The following is a 16,975-nucleotide window of genomic DNA, read 5'->3' on the forward strand; positions in this document are numbered from 1 at the left end:
ATCAATCGTTCCACAAACAACGAATTGGCCTGTGGGCCGAAATCCCTGCGATCGAACAGAACAATTCCAATGTGCCGCACTCGACTTAAACGTGGGGGCAGTGGGCAACGGGGCCACAAGCCCGGAAGCCGGATTATCTGAAGAGGAAGCACCATGTTCGGAATAGAAGCCCTAGAGCTCGCCCGAATTCAGTTTGCCTTTACCGTGTCGTTTCACATCCTGTTCCCGGCCATCACCATTGGCCTCGCCAGCTACCTGGCAGTCCTCGAAGGCCTGTGGCTGAGGACCCACGAGCAGGTCTACCGTGACCTCTATCACTTCTGGTCGAAGATCTTCGCCGTCAACTTCGGCATGGGCGTGGTCTCGGGCCTGGTCATGGCCTATCAATTCGGCACCAACTGGAGCCGGTTTTCCGACTTCGCTGGCGCTGTCACCGGGCCGCTGCTGACTTATGAAGTGCTCACCGCATTCTTCCTCGAGGCGGGTTTCCTCGGCGTCATGCTGTTCGGCTGGAACCGTGTGGGCCGCGGGCTGCACTTCTTCGCCACGGTGATGGTGGCGCTGGGCACGCTGGTCTCGACCTTCTGGATCCTCGCCTCCAACAGTTGGATGCAGACGCCGCAAGGCCACGAAATCATTGACGGTCGCGTGGTGCCGGTGGACTGGTTGGCGGTGATCTTCAACCCGTCGTTCCCCTACCGCCTGATGCACATGGCCACCGCCGCGTTCGTCGCCACGGCATTCTTCGTCGGCGCCTCGGCGGCCTGGCACCTGCTGCGCGGGCGCGATAATCCGGCCGTGCGCAAGATGCTGTCGATGGCCATGTGGATGGCGCTGATCGTGGCGCCGGTGCAGGCGGTGATCGGTGACTTCCATGGCCTCAACACCCTCAAGCACCAACCGGTGAAGATTGCCGCCATCGAAGGCCACTGGGAGAACGTGCCCGGCGAACCGACCCCGCTGATCCTGTTCGGCATTCCTGACATGAAGGCCGAGACCACCCGCTACAAAGTTGAAATCCCGGCGCTTGGCAGCCTGATCCTGACCCACAGCCTGGATAAACAGGTGCCGGCGATGAAGGAATTCCCGCCCGAGGACCGGCCCAACTCGACCATCGTGTTCTGGTCGTTCCGGGTCATGGTGGGGCTTGGTTTCCTGATGATTTTCGTCGGCCTGTGGAGCCTGTGGCTGCGCAAGCGCGGCACGCTCTACAGCTCAAGGCCGTTCCTGTACCTGACCCTGTGGATGGGCCCATCCGGCCTTATAGCGATCCTGGCTGGCTGGTTCACCACCGAGATCGGCCGCCAACCGTGGGTGGTCTACGGCCTGATGCGCACCTCCGAAGGCGTTTCCAACCACAGTTATGCACAGCTCGGCTTCACCCTGGTGGCGTTCGTGGTGGTGTACTTCGCGCTGTTCGGCACGGGCCTGGGTTACATGATGCGCCTGGTGCGCAAAGGGCCGAAAACCGGCGAGGGCGATGACCACACCCCGGGCGGACCCGGGCAGAAACGCACGCCGGCAAGGCCGCTGTCGGCCGCCGATGATGGCCGCGAGGCCAACACGCCCAGCCTGAGCAAGGAGAACTGAGCCATGGGTATCGACCTTCCGCTGATCTGGGCTGTGATCATCATCTTCGGCGTCATGATGTACGTGGTGATGGATGGTTTCGACCTGGGCATCGGCATGCTCTTCCCCTTCGTCAAGGGTGAGCGTGACCGTGACGTGATGATGAACACCGTTGCACCGGTGTGGGACGGCAACGAAACCTGGCTGGTACTGGGTGGCGCCGGCCTGTTCGGGGCCTTCCCGATGGCCTATTCGGTGGTGCTCGAAGCGTTGTATCTGCCATTGATGCTGATGCTGATCGGCCTGATCTTCCGTGGCGTGGCGTTCGAGTTCCGCTTCAAGGCCAAGGACGAGAAGCGCCATATCTGGGACAAAGCATTTATCGGCGGGTCGCTGGTGGCGACCTTCTTCCAGGGCGTTGCACTGGGCGCGTTCATCGAGGGTTTCAAAGTGGTCGACCGGCATTACGCCGGTGGCACCCTCGACTGGCTGACCCCATTCAGCATCTACAGCGGCCTGGGCCTGATCGTCGCCTACACCCTGCTGGGCTGCACCTGGCTGATCATGAAGACCGAAGGGCCGCTGCAGAAACAGATGCATGATCTGGCCAGGCCACTGGCGCTGGTGCTGCTGGTGGTGATCGGCATCGTCAGCCTGTGGACGCCGATCGCCTACCCGATGATCGCCGACCGCTGGTTCAGCATGCCTAACCTGATCTGGTTCATGCCGGTGCCGATCCTGGTGCTGGTGACCTTCTACGGGTTGCTCAAGGCGGTGGCGCGCAATGCCCATTACACGCCGTTCCTGCTGACGCTGGTGCTGATCTTCCTCGGCTACAGCGGCCTGGGCATCAGCCTGTGGCCGAATATCATCCCGCCGTCGATCTCGATCTGGGATGCTGCGGCACCACCGCAGAGCCAGGGCTTCATGCTGGTGGGCACGTTGTTCATCCTGCCGTTCATCCTCGGGTATACCTTCTGGAGCTACTACGTGTTCCGCGGCAAGGTCACCCACGAAGACGGCTATCACTAGGAGGGGCGCATGATGACAGGCAAACATGGCCTTGAAGAAAAGAAACCCCTTTGGCAGCGGCTGGGCTGGCTGCTGCTGATCTGGGCGATGAGCGTGGCGGCGCTGGGGGGGGCCGCTTATGTGATGCGGATGTTCATGAGCGCGGCCGGACTGACCACTCACTGACAATGCAAGGGGGCGCTTTGCGCCCCATTCGCGGGCAAGCCCGCTCCCACAGGTATCGCGCCGCTTTCGAAAGTTGCGCTGTCCCTGTGGGAGCGGGCTTGCCCGCGAATGGGCTGCAAAGCAGCCGCTTTTGGCTTACTTGCGGGCCTTGAGAATCACGAATTTGGGCGTCGCCGCTACCTGTTCCACCCCCCGAAACAACCGCGCCAGCTTGCTGTGATAACCCAAATGACGGTTGCCGACGATGTACAACGCACCGCCCACCACCAGCGCCTCACGCGCCTGCTGGAACATGCGCCAGGCAAGGAAATCGCCCACCACCTGCTGCTGGTGGAACGGCGGATTGCACAGCACCACGTCCAGCGACTGCTTTTCCACCCCGGCCAGGCCATCCCCGGCCAGCACGCTTACCTCACGCTCGCCCAGCGCCGCCTGCCAGTTTTCCTGGGCCGACTGCACCGCCATGTACGACTCGTCGACCAGGGTGTAATGCGCCTCGGGGTTGGCCAGCGCGCTGGCGATGCCCAGCACGCCATTGCCACAACCCAGGTCGGCCACGCGTGCGTTACCCAGGCCTCGCGGCAGGTGCGGGAGGAACGCGCGGGTACCGATGTCCAGATCGTCGCGACAGAACACGTTGGCATGGTTGAGCAGTTCCAGTGCCGGCGTTTCCAGTCGGTAGCGGGTGGGGTAGGGCGAGCGCGCGACAGGGCGCTCGGCCACGGCGGCGGTCAGCAGGCGTGCCTTTTTCTGCGCAAGCGAGGCCTGTACCGGGCCAATGTACTTTTCCAGCAGATCGCCCGCCGCCCGCGGCAGGTGCTTGATCATGGCGCCGGCGATCACCTGGGCGCCTGGGGCCAGCTGCCCTTGCAGGCGAATCAGTTGCTCTTCGAGCAGCGCCAGGGTCTTGGGTACGCGCACCAGCACGCGATCGAACGGGCCGTGCCAGTGCTCGCTGGCCGGGACGAACGGTACGCTGTCGAATGCCTGGCCGTTGCGTGCGAGGTTTTTTTCCAGGGCCAGGTGGGCCAGGTGCGAATCCCCGCTGCTGACCACCGACACATGGCCGACCAGGCTGGCAGCCAGGGCGCCAAAGCTGTCATTGAGCACCAGCACACGGCTGTCTGGGTTCAGCTGCTGCCCATGCAGCTGTTCGAGCAGGTATTCATCGGCGGCATCGAAGGCCTGCAGCGGGTCATTGGCCTGGTCCGGCTGGCGGATCAGGTCGAGTTCGGCATAGGGGGTGTTCAGCAGGGGCATGGCGTCTGGCTCGGGTGCGGATCTGCCCGTCGCGGATCGCCACGAGCTTTGGCCGGCGATTCTACAGGGCTTTGCCGAAGGTCGCAGGCCTGGCTATTGATCGATCAGGCCGCGCATCATGGCGATGGCGACGGCGCCGGCCTTGTTGGCGGCATTGGTCTTGGTGATGACGCTGCGGATATGGAAGTTCACCATGCTTTGCGACAGTGACAGGATGCACGCGACATCGGCAGCGGTCTTGCCGGCGGCGGACCATTTCAGCACTTCGATTTCGCGCTCGCTCATCCTGGGCTGTGGCGAGCTGAGGCGGGTCAGGTGATGCTCGCTGATGATCGCGTGCAGGGTATGGCACAGCCACTGCACCTTGCCGGCCTTGTCGTAAAGTTCGGTGATGCTTACGGTGCCGCTGGGCCTGGCTACGCTGAGCTGGCTCTCGTGGTGCTGCAGGTCGTGCAGCGACTGGGTCCAGCCATGGCGCAGGCCATGTCGGCAGGCTTGCTCGCGAAACTGCGGCACTTCGCGGTACAGATCGTCGGACCACAGCACCGGCATGGTCGAGGCATGGCTGCGGGTAGCGGCCGCGTCTTGTTTGTAGAAGTCGTCGCGCTGGTAGCGTTCGATCCATTCAACGGGATAGTTGCTGTAGAGATAGAGCTTGGGCGCCTGGGCAGCCAACTGAATGCGCAGTTTCAGACCCAGAAAATCCATGTCCATGTCTTGCGCCAGATGCACCGCGAGGTCGAACACGTTCTGGGGCGCGCTCTCGCTGATCAACTGATGGAGATGCTCATGATTCCACTGAAGCATCTGACACACTCCCTGAAGTTCGTGAATCCAATCCGTTTGCATACCCGGGAGATTGTAGGAAAAGACCGAGCCCGGCGTTGGGATTTTTTGTTATAGCAATCAGGTTTTCCATGAAAACGGGACGAAAGTCCAGCGGTGCCCCTACACTCCAGCGGTTTTTATCTGCGCCGCTTTGCGCGACACTGTGCGCACGCCATTCAGGAAGCCGATCATGACCGCAAGTGCCGACAAGTTTACCCGCCAGACGCTGCTCGACGTCCAGCCGTTGACGCCGAACCTGTTCAGCCTGCGGGTGACGCGCGACACGGGTTTTCGCTTCCGTGCCGGCCAGTTCGCCCGGTTGGGCGTGACCAAGGCCGATGGCAGTGTGGTCTGGCGTGCCTATTCGATGGTCAGCGCACCGCACGACGAGCACCTGGACTTCTTCTCCATCGTGGTCCCGGGTGGCGAGTTCACCAGTGAATTGAGCCGCCTGGGCGAGGGTGATTCGCTGTTGATCGACCGTCAGGCATTCGGCTTCCTGACCCTCGATCGCTTCGTCGGTGGTCGCGACCTGTGGCTGCTGGCGACGGGTACCGGCATCGCGCCGTTCATGTCGATCCTGCAGGACTTCGAGGCCTGGGAACGCTTCGACAACATCAAACTGGTGTATTCGGTGCGCGAGGCCAGGGAGCTGGCGTATGTGGACGAAATTGCCGGGTTGGAGCAGCGTGAATACCTGGCCGAATTCGCTGGCAAGCTGCAGTTCATTCCCGTGGTCACCCGTGAGCAGCACCCGGGCGCCTTGAATGCGCGCATCACCACGCTGATCGAAAATGGCGAACTGGAGAAAGTGGCGGGGCTTGAATTTTCCCCCGAGCACTCGCGGATCATGCTCTGCGGTAACCCGGAGATGATCGACGAAACCCGCAAAGTGCTCAAAGCCCGTGACCTGCAGCTGAGCCTGAGCAAGCGGCCGGGGCAGGTGGCGGTAGAGAACTACTGGTGATACAGGGGGCGCAAGGCGCCCCCGATCATTTCACGGCAGGCGATTCTGGTTCTGCGTCTTCAGCAGGTCGCGAATCTCGGTCAGCAGTGTCTCCTGAGGCGTCGGCGCCGGTGGCACGCTCGGCGCCACGGCTTCTTCGCGCTTCAGGCGGTTGATCACCTTCACGCCCATGAAGATGGCGAAGGCCACGATCACGAAGTCGATCACGGTCTGGATGAACTTGCCATACGCCAGCACCACGGCTGGCACATCGCCTTCAGCTGCTTTGAGGGTAATGGCCAGGTCACTGAAGTCCACCCCGCCGATCAGCAGCCCCAGTGGCGGCATGACCACGTCACCGACGAAAGACGAGACGATCTTGCCGAAGGCGGCGCCGATGATGATACCGACCGCCATGTCGACGACATTGCCTTTGACCGCGAAGGCCTTGAACTCACTGATCATGCCCATGTTCGATTCCTTTGTAACAAATGGTGAGGTTACCCAGTGTAAGCCACTAAAACGCTTCATGCGTGGCGTACAGGGGTAGTGACTGCGCTTAGAACGAATAGTTTTGTCGCATCCCGGCGCGTTCGAGACACGTCTGCGTCGGCTATCATGGCGACTTTTTCCAGGAGACCCTGCCCATGGCCAAGGCCAAGCGTTTGTATGGCTGCACCGAATGTGGCGCGACCTTCCCTAAATGGGCCGGCCAGTGCGGCGAGTGCGGCGCCTGGAATACCCTGGTCGAAACCATGATCGAGAGCGGCGGCGCGGCGGCGCCCAGCGGGCGCACCGGTTGGGCCGGGCAACAGGCGCAGATCAAGACCCTGGCCGAGGTCAGCGTCGAAGAAATCCCGCGCTTCACCACCAGCAGCGCCGAGCTCGATCGGGTGCTGGGCGGTGGCCTGGTCGATGGTTCGGTGGTGTTGATCGGCGGCGACCCCGGGATCGGCAAGTCGACCATCCTCCTGCAAACGTTGTGCAATATCGCCGTCGGCATGCCGGCGCTGTACGTCACGGGCGAAGAGTCGCAGCAGCAGGTGGCCATGCGCTCGCGGCGCCTGGGCTTGCCGCAGGATCAGCTGAAGGTCATGACCGAGACCTGCATCGAAACCATCATCGCCACGGCGCGCCAGGAAAAACCGCGGGTCATGGTCATCGACTCGATCCAGACCATCTTCACCGAGCAGTTGCAGTCGGCCCCCGGCGGTGTCGCCCAGGTGCGCGAGAGCGCGGCGCTGCTGGTGCGCTATGCCAAGCAGAGCGGCACCGCGATCTTCCTGGTCGGCCACGTTACCAAGGAAGGCTCGCTGGCCGGCCCGCGCGTGCTGGAGCACATGGTCGATACGGTGCTGTATTTCGAGGGCGAGTCCGATGGCCGGTTGCGCCTGCTGCGGGCGGTGAAGAACCGCTTCGGTGCGATCAACGAGCTGGGTGTGTTCGGCATGACCGACCGTGGCCTGAAAGAGGTGTCCAACCCCTCGGCGATCTTCCTCAACCGGGCCCAGGAAGAAGTGCCGGGCAGCGTGGTCATGGCTACCTGGGAAGGCACCCGGCCGATGCTGGTGGAGGTGCAGGCACTGGTCGACGACAGCCACCTGGCCAACCCGCGCCGGGTCACCCTGGGCCTGGATCAGAATCGCCTGGCCATGCTGCTGGCCGTGCTGCACCGGCATGGTGGCATTCCCACCCATGACCAGGACGTGTTCCTCAACGTGGTGGGTGGGGTGAAGGTGCTGGAAACCGCCTCCGACCTGGCGTTGCTGGCGGCGGTGATGTCCAGCCTGCGCAACCGGCCGTTGGCCCATGGGCTGCTGGTTTTCGGTGAGATCGGTCTGTCCGGCGAAGTGCGGCCGGTGCCGAGCGGGCAGGAGCGTTTGAAAGAAGCGGCCAAGCATGGCTTCAAGCGCGCCATCGTGCCCAAGGGCAATGCACCGAAGGACCCGCCGGCGGGGTTGCAGGTGATTGCCGTGACTCGTCTGGAACAAGCGCTGGATGCTTTGTTCGAGTAATTCATAGGCTGTACTGGCTTCTTCGCGGGGCGAGCCCGCTCCCACAGGTTCCACACAGTTCCTGATATCTGTGGGGAGCCTGTGGGAGCGGGCTTGCCCCGCGAAGAGGCCGGTACAGGCAAACAAAAAGGGGAGCCGACGATGCGCATCGGCTCCCCTCTTTACCGCTCAGTCAGCGGTCAATGCTCGGCCACCGGCGTTCGCCTCGGCGTGGCATTGCCATGCTCGTCCAGCTCCAGCAGCGGCACTTCATTGCCCTCGGCATCGAACAACTTGCCATCCTTGAAGTAATCGCCATCCCGCAGCGCGGAAATGTCCGAGTACTGGATGGTGCGCTCGTAGGCGGCAGCGAACACCGACTGGTTTTCCGAGTTGCCGGTTTTGAAGTGGTTGAAGATCAGGTTCAGCAGGATGGCCATGATCGCCGCCGAGCTGATGCCCGAATGGAAGATGGTCTCGAACCAGTTCGGGAACTGATGGTAGAAGTTCGGCGCGGCAATCGGGATCATGCCGAAGCCCAGCGAGGCGGCGACGATGATCAGGTTGACGTTGTTCTTGTAGTTGACCTTCGACAGGGTGCGAATGCCACTGGCCGCCACGGTGCCGAACAGCACGATGCCCGCACCGCCCAATACCGGGGTCGGTACCGCAGCGATCACTCGGCCCATCACCGGCAGCAGGCCGAGCACCACCAGGATCACGCCACCGGTAGCCACCACATAGCGGCTCTTGACTCCGGTCACGGCCACCAGGCCGACGTTCTGGGCGAAGGCGCTCTGGGTGAAGGAGCCGAAGATCGGCGCCAGGATGCTCGACGCCATGTCAGCGCGCAGGCCGTTGCCCAGGCGCTTGGAGTCGACCTTGGTGTCGATGATCTCACCCACGGCGAGGATGTCCGCCGAGGTTTCCACCAGAGTCACCATGATCACGATGCACATCGACAGGATCGCCGCGATGTGGAAGGTCGGCATGCCGAAGTGGAACGGCGTGGGGAAGGCGAACATCGGACCTTCAGCGACCTTGCTGAAATCGGTCATGCCCAGCGCCCAGGCAATCAGGGTGCCGCACACCATCGCCAGGAGGATCGAGAGCCGCGAGATGGTCGCGCTGCCCAGCTTGCTCAGCAGCAGCACGATGGCGAAGGTCAGCGCTGCCAAGCCGATGTTGGCCATGCTGCCGAACTCTGGCGAAGCGCTGTTGCCACCCATCACCCAGCGTGCGGCCACGGGCATCAGGGTCAGGCCGATGGTGGTGATGACGATACCGGTGACCAGCGGCGGGAAGAACTTGGTGATGCGCGAGAACACCGGGGTGATCAGAAAACCGATCAACGACGCCGCCATCACCGCACCCAGCACGCCTGGCAAGCCACCGCCGCCCTCGCTGCTGAGAATCGCCCCCATGGTCGCCACGCCGGCGAACGATACGCCTTGCACCAACGGCAACTGGCAGCCGAAGAAGGGCAGGCCAAGCGTTTGCAGCAGCGTGGCCAGGCCACCGGCAAACAACGAAGCGGCGATCAGCATGCCGATCTCGGCACCGTTCAGGCCCGCGGCCTGCCCAAGGATCAGGGGTACTGCGACGATCCCGCCATACATGGTCAACACATGCTGCAGACCATAAGCCAGGTTGGCGCCAAGCCCGAGGTTTTCGTCCTCGGGGCGCTTGGCGGGAGACGTGCTAGGGGACGTAGTCATTGAGCAGGCTCGCTGTTTATTGTTGTGCCGCTACTGTAGACACTTCCTACAAATCATTGCCACAAGAATTGTATACAATTTTTTGATCGGAGCGCGCGCAGGCGGCATTGCAGTGTGTGCTTGACTGCAATGCAGATCGCGTACCAAGTGGATAAATGCTGTGCTAGAAGGGTGTGTACAAAGCTCGCCCGCCCAGGCTGGAAGCTGTCTGGGTAGACAAGAAACACAAGGTGGGAAAAATCTAAGCTAGCTAAGAGATTCCATTATTCGATGAGTTCGCGCAGCTCGCGCATCATTTCGGTGCTGTCGGCCAGGTTCAATTCCACAAGACGGTGCAGATGGGTCATCGAGTCGACGTCGATATACAGGCAGACGAAACCCAGGCGGGTGTCCTCTTCGTGGCGCAATTCCACCTGCATCTGCACGCGGACTTCTGGATTGAGATGGATGATCGCGTCGAAATCCTGAGTCTGGTCGGCATTCCAGGACTCGGGACGTTCAACCAGCAGGCCCTTGAGCGATAGATCTATGAGTTTTACCGGCCAACGGCAATCGCCCTGGCGCAATTCGGTGGGGGCATCGAAGTCGATGCGTTGGAAACGGCGACGTTCGTCGTGTTGACGCATGGGCAAGCCCTCCGGAGTTCATCCTGACTATAGTTAATCCTGTACGCCTATCAGGTACCGCAATCTGGCCGCAGAGGCTCTAGACCAAAGCAAGTGTGGCAATGCGTCTTGACTCGCCCTAGACTCGATGGGCGGTCTTTCCAATCCACCAGCTGGAAGTAAACCATGAACAACAATAATAGCCTGCTACGCCACATTCCGTGGCTGGCGCTGGCAGTCATAGGAGCCTGCGCGCTGGGTGTGGTTGCCCTGCGTCGCGGCGAAGCGATCAACGCCTTGTGGATCGTGGTCGCGTCAGTGGCCATCTACCTGGTCGCCTATCGCTACTACAGCCTGTTCATCGCCACCAAGGTGATGCAACTCGACCCGCGCCGCGCCACACCGGCGGTGCTCAACAACGATGGCCTGGACTACGTTCCGACCAACAAACACATCCTCTTCGGTCACCACTTCGCCGCCATCGCTGGCGCCGGCCCCCTGGTGGGCCCGGTGCTCGCCGCGCAGATGGGCTATCTGCCCGGCACGCTGTGGCTGATTGCCGGCGTGGTGCTGGCCGGTGCGGTGCAGGATTTCATGGTCCTGTTCCTGTCCACCCGCCGCAACGGCCGCTCGCTGGGCGACATGGTGCGCGAGGAAATGGGCCGCATCCCGGGCACCATCGCCCTGTTCGGCTGCTTCCTGATCATGATCATCATCCTTGCGGTGCTGGCGCTGATCGTGGTCAAGGCCCTGGCCGAGAGCCCATGGGGCATGTTCACGGTCATGGCGACCATCCCGATCGCGATGTTCATGGGCGTCTACATGCGCTACATCCGCCCGGGCCGCATCGGCGAAATCTCGGTGGTGGGCGTGGTGCTGCTGCTGGCGTCGATCTGGCTGGGGGGCCAGATTGCCGCAGACCCGGTCTGGGGCCCGGCGTTCACCTTCACCGGCGTGCAGATCACCTGGATGCTGGTGGGCTATGGCTTCGTCGCCGCGGTGCTGCCGGTGTGGCTGGTGCTGGCGCCGCGTGACTACCTGTCGACCTTCCTCAAGATCGGCACCATCATCGCCCTGGCCATCGGCATTCTGGTGACCATGCCCGAGCTGAAAATGCCGGCGCTCACCCAGTTCACCGACGGCACGGGCCCGGTGTGGAAGGGCACCCTGTTCCCGTTCCTGTTCATCACCATCGCCTGCGGCGCGGTGTCCGGCTTCCACGCGCTGATCTCTTCGGGGACCACGCCGAAGCTGCTGGACAACGAAACCAACGCCCGTTACATCGGCTACGGCGGCATGCTGATGGAATCGTTCGTCGCCATCATGGCCATGGTCGCCGCCTCGGTGATCGAGCCGGGCGTGTACTTCGCCATGAACAGCCCGGCCGCCGTGGTCGGTGCCGATGCCGTTTCGGTGGCGCAGACGGTCAGCAGCTGGGGCTTCCTGATCACCCCGGAGCAGCTTGAAGCGGTCGCCCGCGACATCGGCGAGCACACCATCCTGGCCCGTGCCGGTGGTGCGCCGACCCTGGCAGTGGGTATCGCGCAGATCCTTCACCAGGTGTTGCCGGGTGAAAACACCATGGCCTTCTGGTACCACTTCGCGATCCTGTTCGAGGCGCTGTTCATCCTTACCGCAGTGGACGCCGGTACCCGTGCTGGCCGCTTCATGCTGCAGGACCTGCTGGGCAGCTTCGTGCCGGCGCTCAAACGCACCGAGTCGTGGACTGCCAACCTGATCGGCACCGCCGGTTGCGTGGCGCTGTGGGGTTACCTGCTGTACCAGGGTGTGATCGACCCGCTGGGTGGCATCAACACCTTGTGGCCGCTGTTCGGCATCTCCAACCAGATGCTGGCTGGTATCGCCCTGATGCTCGGCACCGTGGTGCTGATCAAGATGAAGCGCCAGCGCTACGTCTGGGTCACCCTGCTGCCGGCCGTATGGCTGCTGATCTGCACCACCACTGCGGGCCTGATCAAGCTGTTCGACCCGAACCCGGCGGTTGGCTTCCTGGCCCTGGCCAAGAAGTACAGCACCGCGCTGGACGCCGGCCAGGTGCTGGCCCCGGCCAAGGACATCGGGCAGATGCAGCACGTGATCTACAACGCCTACACCAACGCCGGCCTGACCGTGCTGTTCCTGCTGGTGGTGTTCAGCGTGCTGTTCTTCGCGCTCAAGGTTGGCTACGCCGCCCTTGGCCGCAAGGAACGCACCGACAAGGAAACCCCGTTCCAGGCTTTGCCTGACGCTTGAGAGGACTGCTGCGATGTTCAACGACCTGGGTCGACTGGGTAAATACCTGGGGCAGGCAGCCCGCCTGATGGTCGGCATGCCCGACTACGACAACTATGTCGAGCACATGCAGAGCAAGCACCCGGACAAGCCGGTGATGAGCTACGAGGCGTTCTTCCGCGAACGCCAGGAAGCGCGTTACGGTGGCAAGTCCGGCCCCAAGTGCTGCTGAGCCGGCACATTGCGTGAACCTGTGGGAGCCTGTGGGCTCCCACAGTCATTTTCAGCTTGAGGAGATTTTGCGTGCAGACGCCTATTCCCGTAACCGTCCTGACCGGCTTTCTCGGTGCCGGCAAGACCACCTTGCTCAAGCACATGCTCAAGGCCGAGCATGGCCTGAAGATCGCCGTGATCGAGAACGAGTTCAGCGAGGCTGGCATCGACAGCCAGCTGCTTGGCGACGAGCCGGTACAGGTCATGACCCTGGCCAATGGCTGTGTGTGCTGCAGCATCCACGGCGACCTGACCCGCGCCCTGTACCTGCTGCTCGAACGCCTGGATAGCGGCGAGATCGCTTTCGACCGCCTGGTGATCGAATGCACAGGCCTGGCCGACCCGGCGCCGGTGGCGCAGACCTTCTTCATCGAAGAAGACTTGCGCGACCGCTATATCCTCGACGGCATCATCACTCTGGTCGATGCGGCGCATGCCGAGCTGCACCTGACCCAGACCATCGCCCAGGCCCAGGTCGGCTTTGCCGATCGCCTGCTGTTGAGCAAGACCGATCTGGTGGCGCCTGCGGCGGTGCAGGACCTGCGCGAGCGGCTGGCGCGCATCAACGGCCGTGCAGCCATTGGCGTGGTGGAGCACGGCCGAATCGACCTGGCCGAGCTGCTCGATGTACGCGGCTTCAACCTCAACCCGGACCTGGGCGCCAATCTCAAGCCGAGCCTGCGCCCAGTGCTCAAACCCGCCACCCCGGACCGCATCTCCACCCTGGTGCTGCGCACCGAGGTGCCGCTGGACATCGACCGCCTCAGCGACTTCATGAACGAGCTGCTGGAAACCCACGGCAAGCAACTGCTGCGCTACAAGGGCGTGCTCAATATTGCCGGGGAAGATCGCCGCCTGGTGTTCCAGGGCGTGCTCAAGCTCTATGGCTTCGATTGGGACGCCGAGTGGGCCGATGGCGAAAGCCGCGAGAGCGTGATGGTGTTCATTGCCGATGAGCTGCCTGAGGCGAAGATTCGGGCTGGTTTCGAGGCGCTGGCCGGTTAGCCTGGGCCGGCCTTTTCGCGGCTGAAGCCGCTCCCACTGAGTGGGGTGTCCTCAAGGCAGGTGCAGTCTGTGGGAGCGGCTTCAGCCGCGAAGAGGCATCGAACCACTGCGGCCACGAGCTGCGGTGGCGAGTCTCGACCTCGATGCACGGGATCAGCCGCTCAGTGAGCACGGCGGTCTGCCGCACAGCCTTGGCGGTGCGGTACTTGACGCTGTGAATGCACTCGCGGTCGCCGAATTCGCAGCGGTTCAGCGCAGTCCCGCCGCAGGGTCCGTTGGCCAGGCCCTTGGGGCAGGTTTCCGGGCAGATGTACAAGGTGTCTTCAAGGCGGCAACTGCCGCAGGTGTCGCAGCCCAGCAGCGGTCGCTTGACGCTGCGCTCCAGGCCATGCAACCAGCGCGCTCCGCGGCGGGTGGCCCAGAGCGGCCGACGTACAGCCCAGCCGAAGGCCTTGCTCAACCAGTTGTTGCGGCTGAACAGCAGCGCGTGAAAACCGTGCAGCAGGTGATAGCGCCACTGCTCTTTGCGGCTTGCGTTGACCTTCGACTCGCCCTGGCGCCAGTCAGCGTCTGGCGGGTGGAACGTCACCACAGGACTGCCAGGCATTTCCCAGATATCGGTCCAGGCCGGCGCCCATTGGTCCAGCGAGTGAATGCGCGCCTGCCAGTGCTCAAGGCGTTCTTCAAGCGCCAGTAGTTGCTTGAGTTCATGAACCCCCGACAGGTGCACCCCGGCATAACCCATCAACTTCACGCCAATGATCTGCAGGGCCAGGCGATCGACGCTGCGCGCCTGGGCGTAGGCCTTGGATACCGCAGCTTCGGCTTCAAGCAGGTCGCGCATGGACGGCGAGACGGTCACCCCGGCGACCTGCTCCAGCATCGCCGCGCGGCCATGGGTCAGGCTCATCAGGCAGGCCAGCATGGGCTTGCGCGCAGCCTGACGGTTCATCCACTGCATGGCTTCCTGGTGCTTGCTGGCGTCGAAGCCCAGTTGCAGGGTAAGGAAGTCTGCCCCAGCTGCAAGTTTCTTCTCGGCCTTGAAATACTGCGCGCCGCCTTCTTCCTCGCGATATTTGAACGGGTTGAGCGCGGCACCCAGCAACCAGTGGGGGCAGGCCTGGCGCGCGATCTGCAGGGCGGCGACCGACTCCAGGTAACGCACCGGGCGTTCGCCAGGCTGGTGGCCGGGCAGGCGGTCGCCGGTGAGCAGCAGCAATTGGTCGAGGCCGGCGGCGTCCATGCGTTGCAACTGGGCCAGCAGGTGATGGCGCTCGCGATCCTTGCCGGAAAAATGGGGCAGGGCGGGGACGGGCTTGTGGAAGCTGGCCAGGGCGTCCAGCGGCGACATGTCCAGCGGGCTGCCGACACGGTCGCCGATGGCCACGGTCATCGGCCAGCCACACAGCTGCGCGCGGTCCATGATCGCCGCCATGGCGGCGAAGCGTTCTGCAGAGGGCTTGGGCACGAACTCCATGACGCAGACGAAGGTTTTCTCGTGCAGCGCCGATTTCAGCAGGCTCATGGCTGGGGGCACCTGGATTGATCAGGGTGGCAGTGTGCGACAGGGTGCAGGCAGGGTCATGTCCGAGGGCGCAGGATCCTGCTCTGAATGAGACAGCCATGACTTGTTTTGAGACCTTTCCGGCCTCTTCGCGGGGCAAGCCCGCTCCCACAGATTCACCACAAAACTCAGGTTTGGGTGAATCTGTGGGAGCGGGCTTGCCCCGCGAAGGGGCTTGGACTGCTTAAGTCAATCCCTGATCAGCGCTCGATCGCCAACGCCACACCCTGGCCACCGCCAATGCACAACGTGGCCAGGCCTTTCTTGGCATCGCGCTTGATCATTTCATGCAGCAGGGTCACCAGCACCCGGCAGCCCGAGGCGCCAATCGGGTGGCCCAGGGCAATCGCCCCGCCGTTCACGTTGACCCGCGCCGCATCCCACTCCAGCGCCTTGCCCACCGCCAGCGCCTGCGCGGCGAAGGCTTCGTTGGCCTCGATCAGGTCCAGCTCGCCCAGTTGCCAGCCTGCCTTGTCCAGGCAACGTTGGGTCGCCGACACCGGGCCGATGCCCATGATCGCCGGGTCCACGCCGGCACTGGCGTACGCTGCAATTTTCGCCAGCACCGGCAGGCCCAGGGCCTTGGCCTTGCTCGCGCTCATCAGCAGCACCGCGGCGGCGCCGTCATTGAGGCTGGAGGCGTTGCCTGCGGTGACGCTGCCGTCTTTCTTGAAAGCCGGGCGCAGTTTGGCCAGGGAATCGGCGGTGGTGTCCGGGCGTGGTTGTTCGTCACGGTCGAACACCTTGGGGTCGCCTTTCTTCTGCGGCATCACGATTGGCGTGATTTCGTCCGTGAAGCGGCCAGCCTCGATGGCCGCTACTGCCTTGCGCTGCGATTCGGCGGCGAACGCGTCCTGTTGTTCACGGCTGAGGCTGTATTTCTCGACCAGGTTTTCCGCCGTGATGCCCATGTGGTAATCGTTGAACGCATCCCACAGGCCGTCGGTGATCATGCTGTCGATCAACTGGCCGTGGCCCATGCGCTGGCCCGTGCGGGCGGAGGGCATTACGTAGGGCGCCAGGCTCATGTTTTCCTGGCCACCAGCAATCACCACCTCGGCGTCGCCACAGCGGATGGCCTGGGCTGCCAGGTGCAACGCCTTGAGGCCGGAGCCGCAGACCTTGTTCAGGGTCAGCGCCGGCACGCTGTAGGGCAAGCCGGCCTTGATCGCGGCCTGGCGGGCAGGGTTCTGCCCGGCACCGGCGCTGAGCACCTGGCCGAGGATCACTTCGTCGACCTGCGCTGGGTCCAGCCCGGTCTGCTCCAGCAGACGCTTGATCACGGCCGCGCCGAGGTCGACGGCGGGCACGCTGGCCAGGGCGCCCTGGAAGCTGCCGATGGCGGTACGGGTAGCGGCGACGATGACCACATCGTTCATCTTGTTGTTCTCCGAGTGCAGTTAGGCGCCAATGGGGCGCAGTGCCTCCAGCTTCGGTGGGTTCGGCTCATTTGTTAAGTTTGATTTTCTTTGCCATTGATGTGAAAAACAAATGAATGGTTTCCTGCCAGGCATTACCTGTGGGAGCGGCTTTAGCCGCGAAGCAAAGCGACGCGATGGCTGGCACCAGCTTCGCCGGTGTTCGCGGCTGAAGCCCACACAGGGATTGCATGCTGCCTGAGGCATTTCGCTGGTAGGAGCGGATTCATCCGCGAAGCAGGCGCTGCGGTGCATGGCACGGGCTACGCCCGTGTTCGCGGCTGAAGCCGCTTGTGTCTTGAAGGGGGATTAGAATCTGGAGTGAGAGCGGTGAATGACAAGCTGAGTGCCGCAGGTGCCACGAGC

General features: G+C 63.0%; 14 protein-coding genes and 1 pseudogene. 8 read left to right on the forward strand and 7 right to left on the reverse strand.

Annotation, left to right across the window (positions count from 1 at the left end):
* Positions 1-153: 153 nt before the first annotated feature.
* Genes ACIPZF_RS25820 through ACIPZF_RS25830 form a run of 3 tightly spaced genes read left to right on the forward strand, consistent with a single transcriptional unit; the run spans position 154 to position 2,766 of the window.
* The gene (locus tag ACIPZF_RS25820; RefSeq protein WP_400804826.1) at positions 154-1,590 is read left to right on the forward strand and encodes a cytochrome ubiquinol oxidase subunit I; all 1,437 of its coding nucleotides are present in this window, start codon (positions 154-156) and stop codon (positions 1,588-1,590) included.
* A gap of 3 nt (positions 1,591-1,593) precedes the next feature.
* Entirely contained in the window at positions 1,594-2,601 is a 1,008-nt protein-coding gene (gene cydB / locus ACIPZF_RS25825) for a cytochrome d ubiquinol oxidase subunit II (protein WP_400804829.1), read from the forward strand.
* A gap of 9 nt (positions 2,602-2,610) precedes the next feature.
* Positions 2,611-2,766 carry a DUF2474 domain-containing protein gene (locus tag ACIPZF_RS25830; protein ID WP_400804831.1) on the forward strand — a complete coding sequence of 52 codons (156 nt, stop codon included), beginning with the start codon at positions 2,611-2,613 and terminating at the stop codon, positions 2,764-2,766.
* A gap of 135 nt (positions 2,767-2,901) precedes the next feature.
* On the opposite strand, the gene ACIPZF_RS25835 is transcribed toward ACIPZF_RS25830, so the two are convergent.
* A complete protein-coding gene (locus tag ACIPZF_RS25835) occupies positions 2,902-4,026 on the reverse strand; it encodes a methyltransferase (protein WP_400804834.1) in 1,125 nt (374 codons plus the stop codon).
* A 93-nt stretch (positions 4,027-4,119) separates the two neighbouring features.
* Positions 4,120-4,833, reverse strand: a complete 714-nt coding sequence (locus ACIPZF_RS25840; RefSeq protein WP_400804836.1) for an autoinducer binding domain-containing protein — start codon at positions 4,831-4,833, stop codon at positions 4,120-4,122.
* 211 nt (positions 4,834-5,044) lie between these two features.
* Between ACIPZF_RS25840 and ACIPZF_RS25845 the strand changes: the two genes are divergently transcribed.
* A complete protein-coding gene (locus tag ACIPZF_RS25845) occupies positions 5,045-5,821 on the forward strand; it encodes a ferredoxin--NADP reductase (protein WP_400804839.1) in 777 nt (258 codons plus the stop codon).
* 30 nt (positions 5,822-5,851) lie between these two features.
* Here ACIPZF_RS25845 and mscL read toward each other — a convergent pair whose 3' ends face one another.
* On the reverse strand, positions 5,852-6,271 hold the full coding sequence (gene mscL, locus ACIPZF_RS25850) for a large-conductance mechanosensitive channel protein MscL (protein WP_400804842.1): 420 nt from the start codon (positions 6,269-6,271) through the stop codon (positions 5,852-5,854).
* Positions 6,272-6,447: 176 nt separating this feature from the next.
* Here mscL and radA point away from each other — a divergent pair, with 176 nt between their 5' ends.
* Positions 6,448-7,815: a DNA repair protein RadA gene (radA, locus tag ACIPZF_RS25855; RefSeq protein ID WP_400804845.1), complete on the forward strand. Its 1,368-nt coding sequence runs from the start codon at positions 6,448-6,450 to the stop codon at positions 7,813-7,815.
* Between the two features lie 179 nt (positions 7,816-7,994).
* On the opposite strand, the gene ACIPZF_RS25860 is transcribed toward radA, so the two are convergent.
* The gene (locus tag ACIPZF_RS25860) at positions 7,995-9,512 is read right to left on the reverse strand and encodes a nucleobase:cation symporter-2 family protein (RefSeq protein WP_400804848.1); all 1,518 of its coding nucleotides are present in this window, start codon (positions 9,510-9,512) and stop codon (positions 7,995-7,997) included.
* Positions 9,513-9,775: 263 nt separating this feature from the next.
* Positions 9,776-10,138 carry a PilZ domain-containing protein gene (locus tag ACIPZF_RS25865; protein WP_400804850.1) on the reverse strand — a complete coding sequence of 121 codons (363 nt, stop codon included), beginning with the start codon at positions 10,136-10,138 and terminating at the stop codon, positions 9,776-9,778.
* Between the two features lie 165 nt (positions 10,139-10,303).
* On the opposite strand from ACIPZF_RS25865, the gene ACIPZF_RS25870 reads away from it, so the two are divergent.
* From ACIPZF_RS25870 to yjiA, 3 genes are all read left to right on the forward strand, one after another.
* A complete protein-coding gene (locus ACIPZF_RS25870) occupies positions 10,304-12,370 on the forward strand; it encodes a carbon starvation CstA family protein (RefSeq protein WP_400804852.1) in 2,067 nt (688 codons plus the stop codon).
* A gap of 13 nt (positions 12,371-12,383) precedes the next feature.
* Entirely contained in the window at positions 12,384-12,581 is a 198-nt protein-coding gene (locus ACIPZF_RS25875; RefSeq protein WP_400804855.1) for a YbdD/YjiX family protein, read from the forward strand.
* Between the two features lie 71 nt (positions 12,582-12,652).
* Positions 12,653-13,627 carry a GTPase gene (gene yjiA / locus ACIPZF_RS25880; protein ID WP_400804857.1) on the forward strand — a complete coding sequence of 325 codons (975 nt, stop codon included), beginning with the start codon at positions 12,653-12,655 and terminating at the stop codon, positions 13,625-13,627.
* Between the two features lie 58 nt (positions 13,628-13,685).
* Here yjiA and ACIPZF_RS25885 read toward each other — a convergent pair.
* Positions 13,686-15,152 (reverse strand): annotated as a pseudogene (locus ACIPZF_RS25885) (methylenetetrahydrofolate reductase C-terminal domain-containing protein); the annotation flags it as partial.
* Between the two features lie 239 nt (positions 15,153-15,391).
* Positions 15,392-16,570, reverse strand: coding sequence for an acetyl-CoA C-acetyltransferase (locus tag ACIPZF_RS25890; RefSeq protein ID WP_400804859.1), 1,179 nt, complete (start codon positions 16,568-16,570; stop codon positions 15,392-15,394).
* Positions 16,571-16,975 lie beyond the last annotated feature (405 nt).

Origin of the sequence: Pseudomonas sp. NPDC089752 (genome assembly GCF_044748725.1) — a bacterium.
In the GTDB taxonomy this organism is placed as follows: Bacteria; Pseudomonadota; Gammaproteobacteria; order Pseudomonadales; family Pseudomonadaceae; genus Aquipseudomonas.

What these genes read in the sequence shown, in the direction of transcription:
- ACIPZF_RS25820 (WP_400804826.1), top strand. Translation starts at nt 154, where the DNA reads ATGTTCGGAATAGAAGCCCTAGAGCTCGCCCGAATTCAGTTTGCCTTT.
- ACIPZF_RS25845 (WP_400804839.1), top strand. Translation starts at nt 5,045, where the DNA reads ATGACCGCAAGTGCCGACAAGTTTACCCGCCAGACGCTGCTCGACGTC.
- ACIPZF_RS25860 (WP_400804848.1), bottom strand. Translation starts at nt 9,512, where the DNA reads ATGACTACGTCCCCTAGCACGTCTCCCGCCAAGCGCCCCGAGGACGAA.
- ACIPZF_RS25865 (WP_400804850.1), bottom strand. Translation starts at nt 10,138, where the DNA reads ATGCGTCAACACGACGAACGTCGCCGTTTCCAACGCATCGACTTCGAT.
- ACIPZF_RS25875 (WP_400804855.1), top strand. Translation starts at nt 12,384, where the DNA reads ATGTTCAACGACCTGGGTCGACTGGGTAAATACCTGGGGCAGGCAGCC.
- ACIPZF_RS25890 (WP_400804859.1), bottom strand. Translation starts at nt 16,570, where the DNA reads ATGAACGATGTGGTCATCGTCGCCGCTACCCGTACCGCCATCGGCAGC.
- ACIPZF_RS25840 (WP_400804836.1), bottom strand. Translation starts at nt 4,833, where the DNA reads ATGCTTCAGTGGAATCATGAGCATCTCCATCAGTTGATCAGCGAGAGC.
- radA (WP_400804845.1), top strand. Translation starts at nt 6,448, where the DNA reads ATGGCCAAGGCCAAGCGTTTGTATGGCTGCACCGAATGTGGCGCGACC.
- ACIPZF_RS25830 (WP_400804831.1), top strand. Translation starts at nt 2,611, where the DNA reads ATGATGACAGGCAAACATGGCCTTGAAGAAAAGAAACCCCTTTGGCAG.
- ACIPZF_RS25870 (WP_400804852.1), top strand. Translation starts at nt 10,304, where the DNA reads ATGAACAACAATAATAGCCTGCTACGCCACATTCCGTGGCTGGCGCTG.
- cydB (WP_400804829.1), top strand. Translation starts at nt 1,594, where the DNA reads ATGGGTATCGACCTTCCGCTGATCTGGGCTGTGATCATCATCTTCGGC.
- ACIPZF_RS25835 (WP_400804834.1), bottom strand. Translation starts at nt 4,026, where the DNA reads ATGCCCCTGCTGAACACCCCCTATGCCGAACTCGACCTGATCCGCCAG.
- mscL (WP_400804842.1), bottom strand. Translation starts at nt 6,271, where the DNA reads ATGGGCATGATCAGTGAGTTCAAGGCCTTCGCGGTCAAAGGCAATGTC.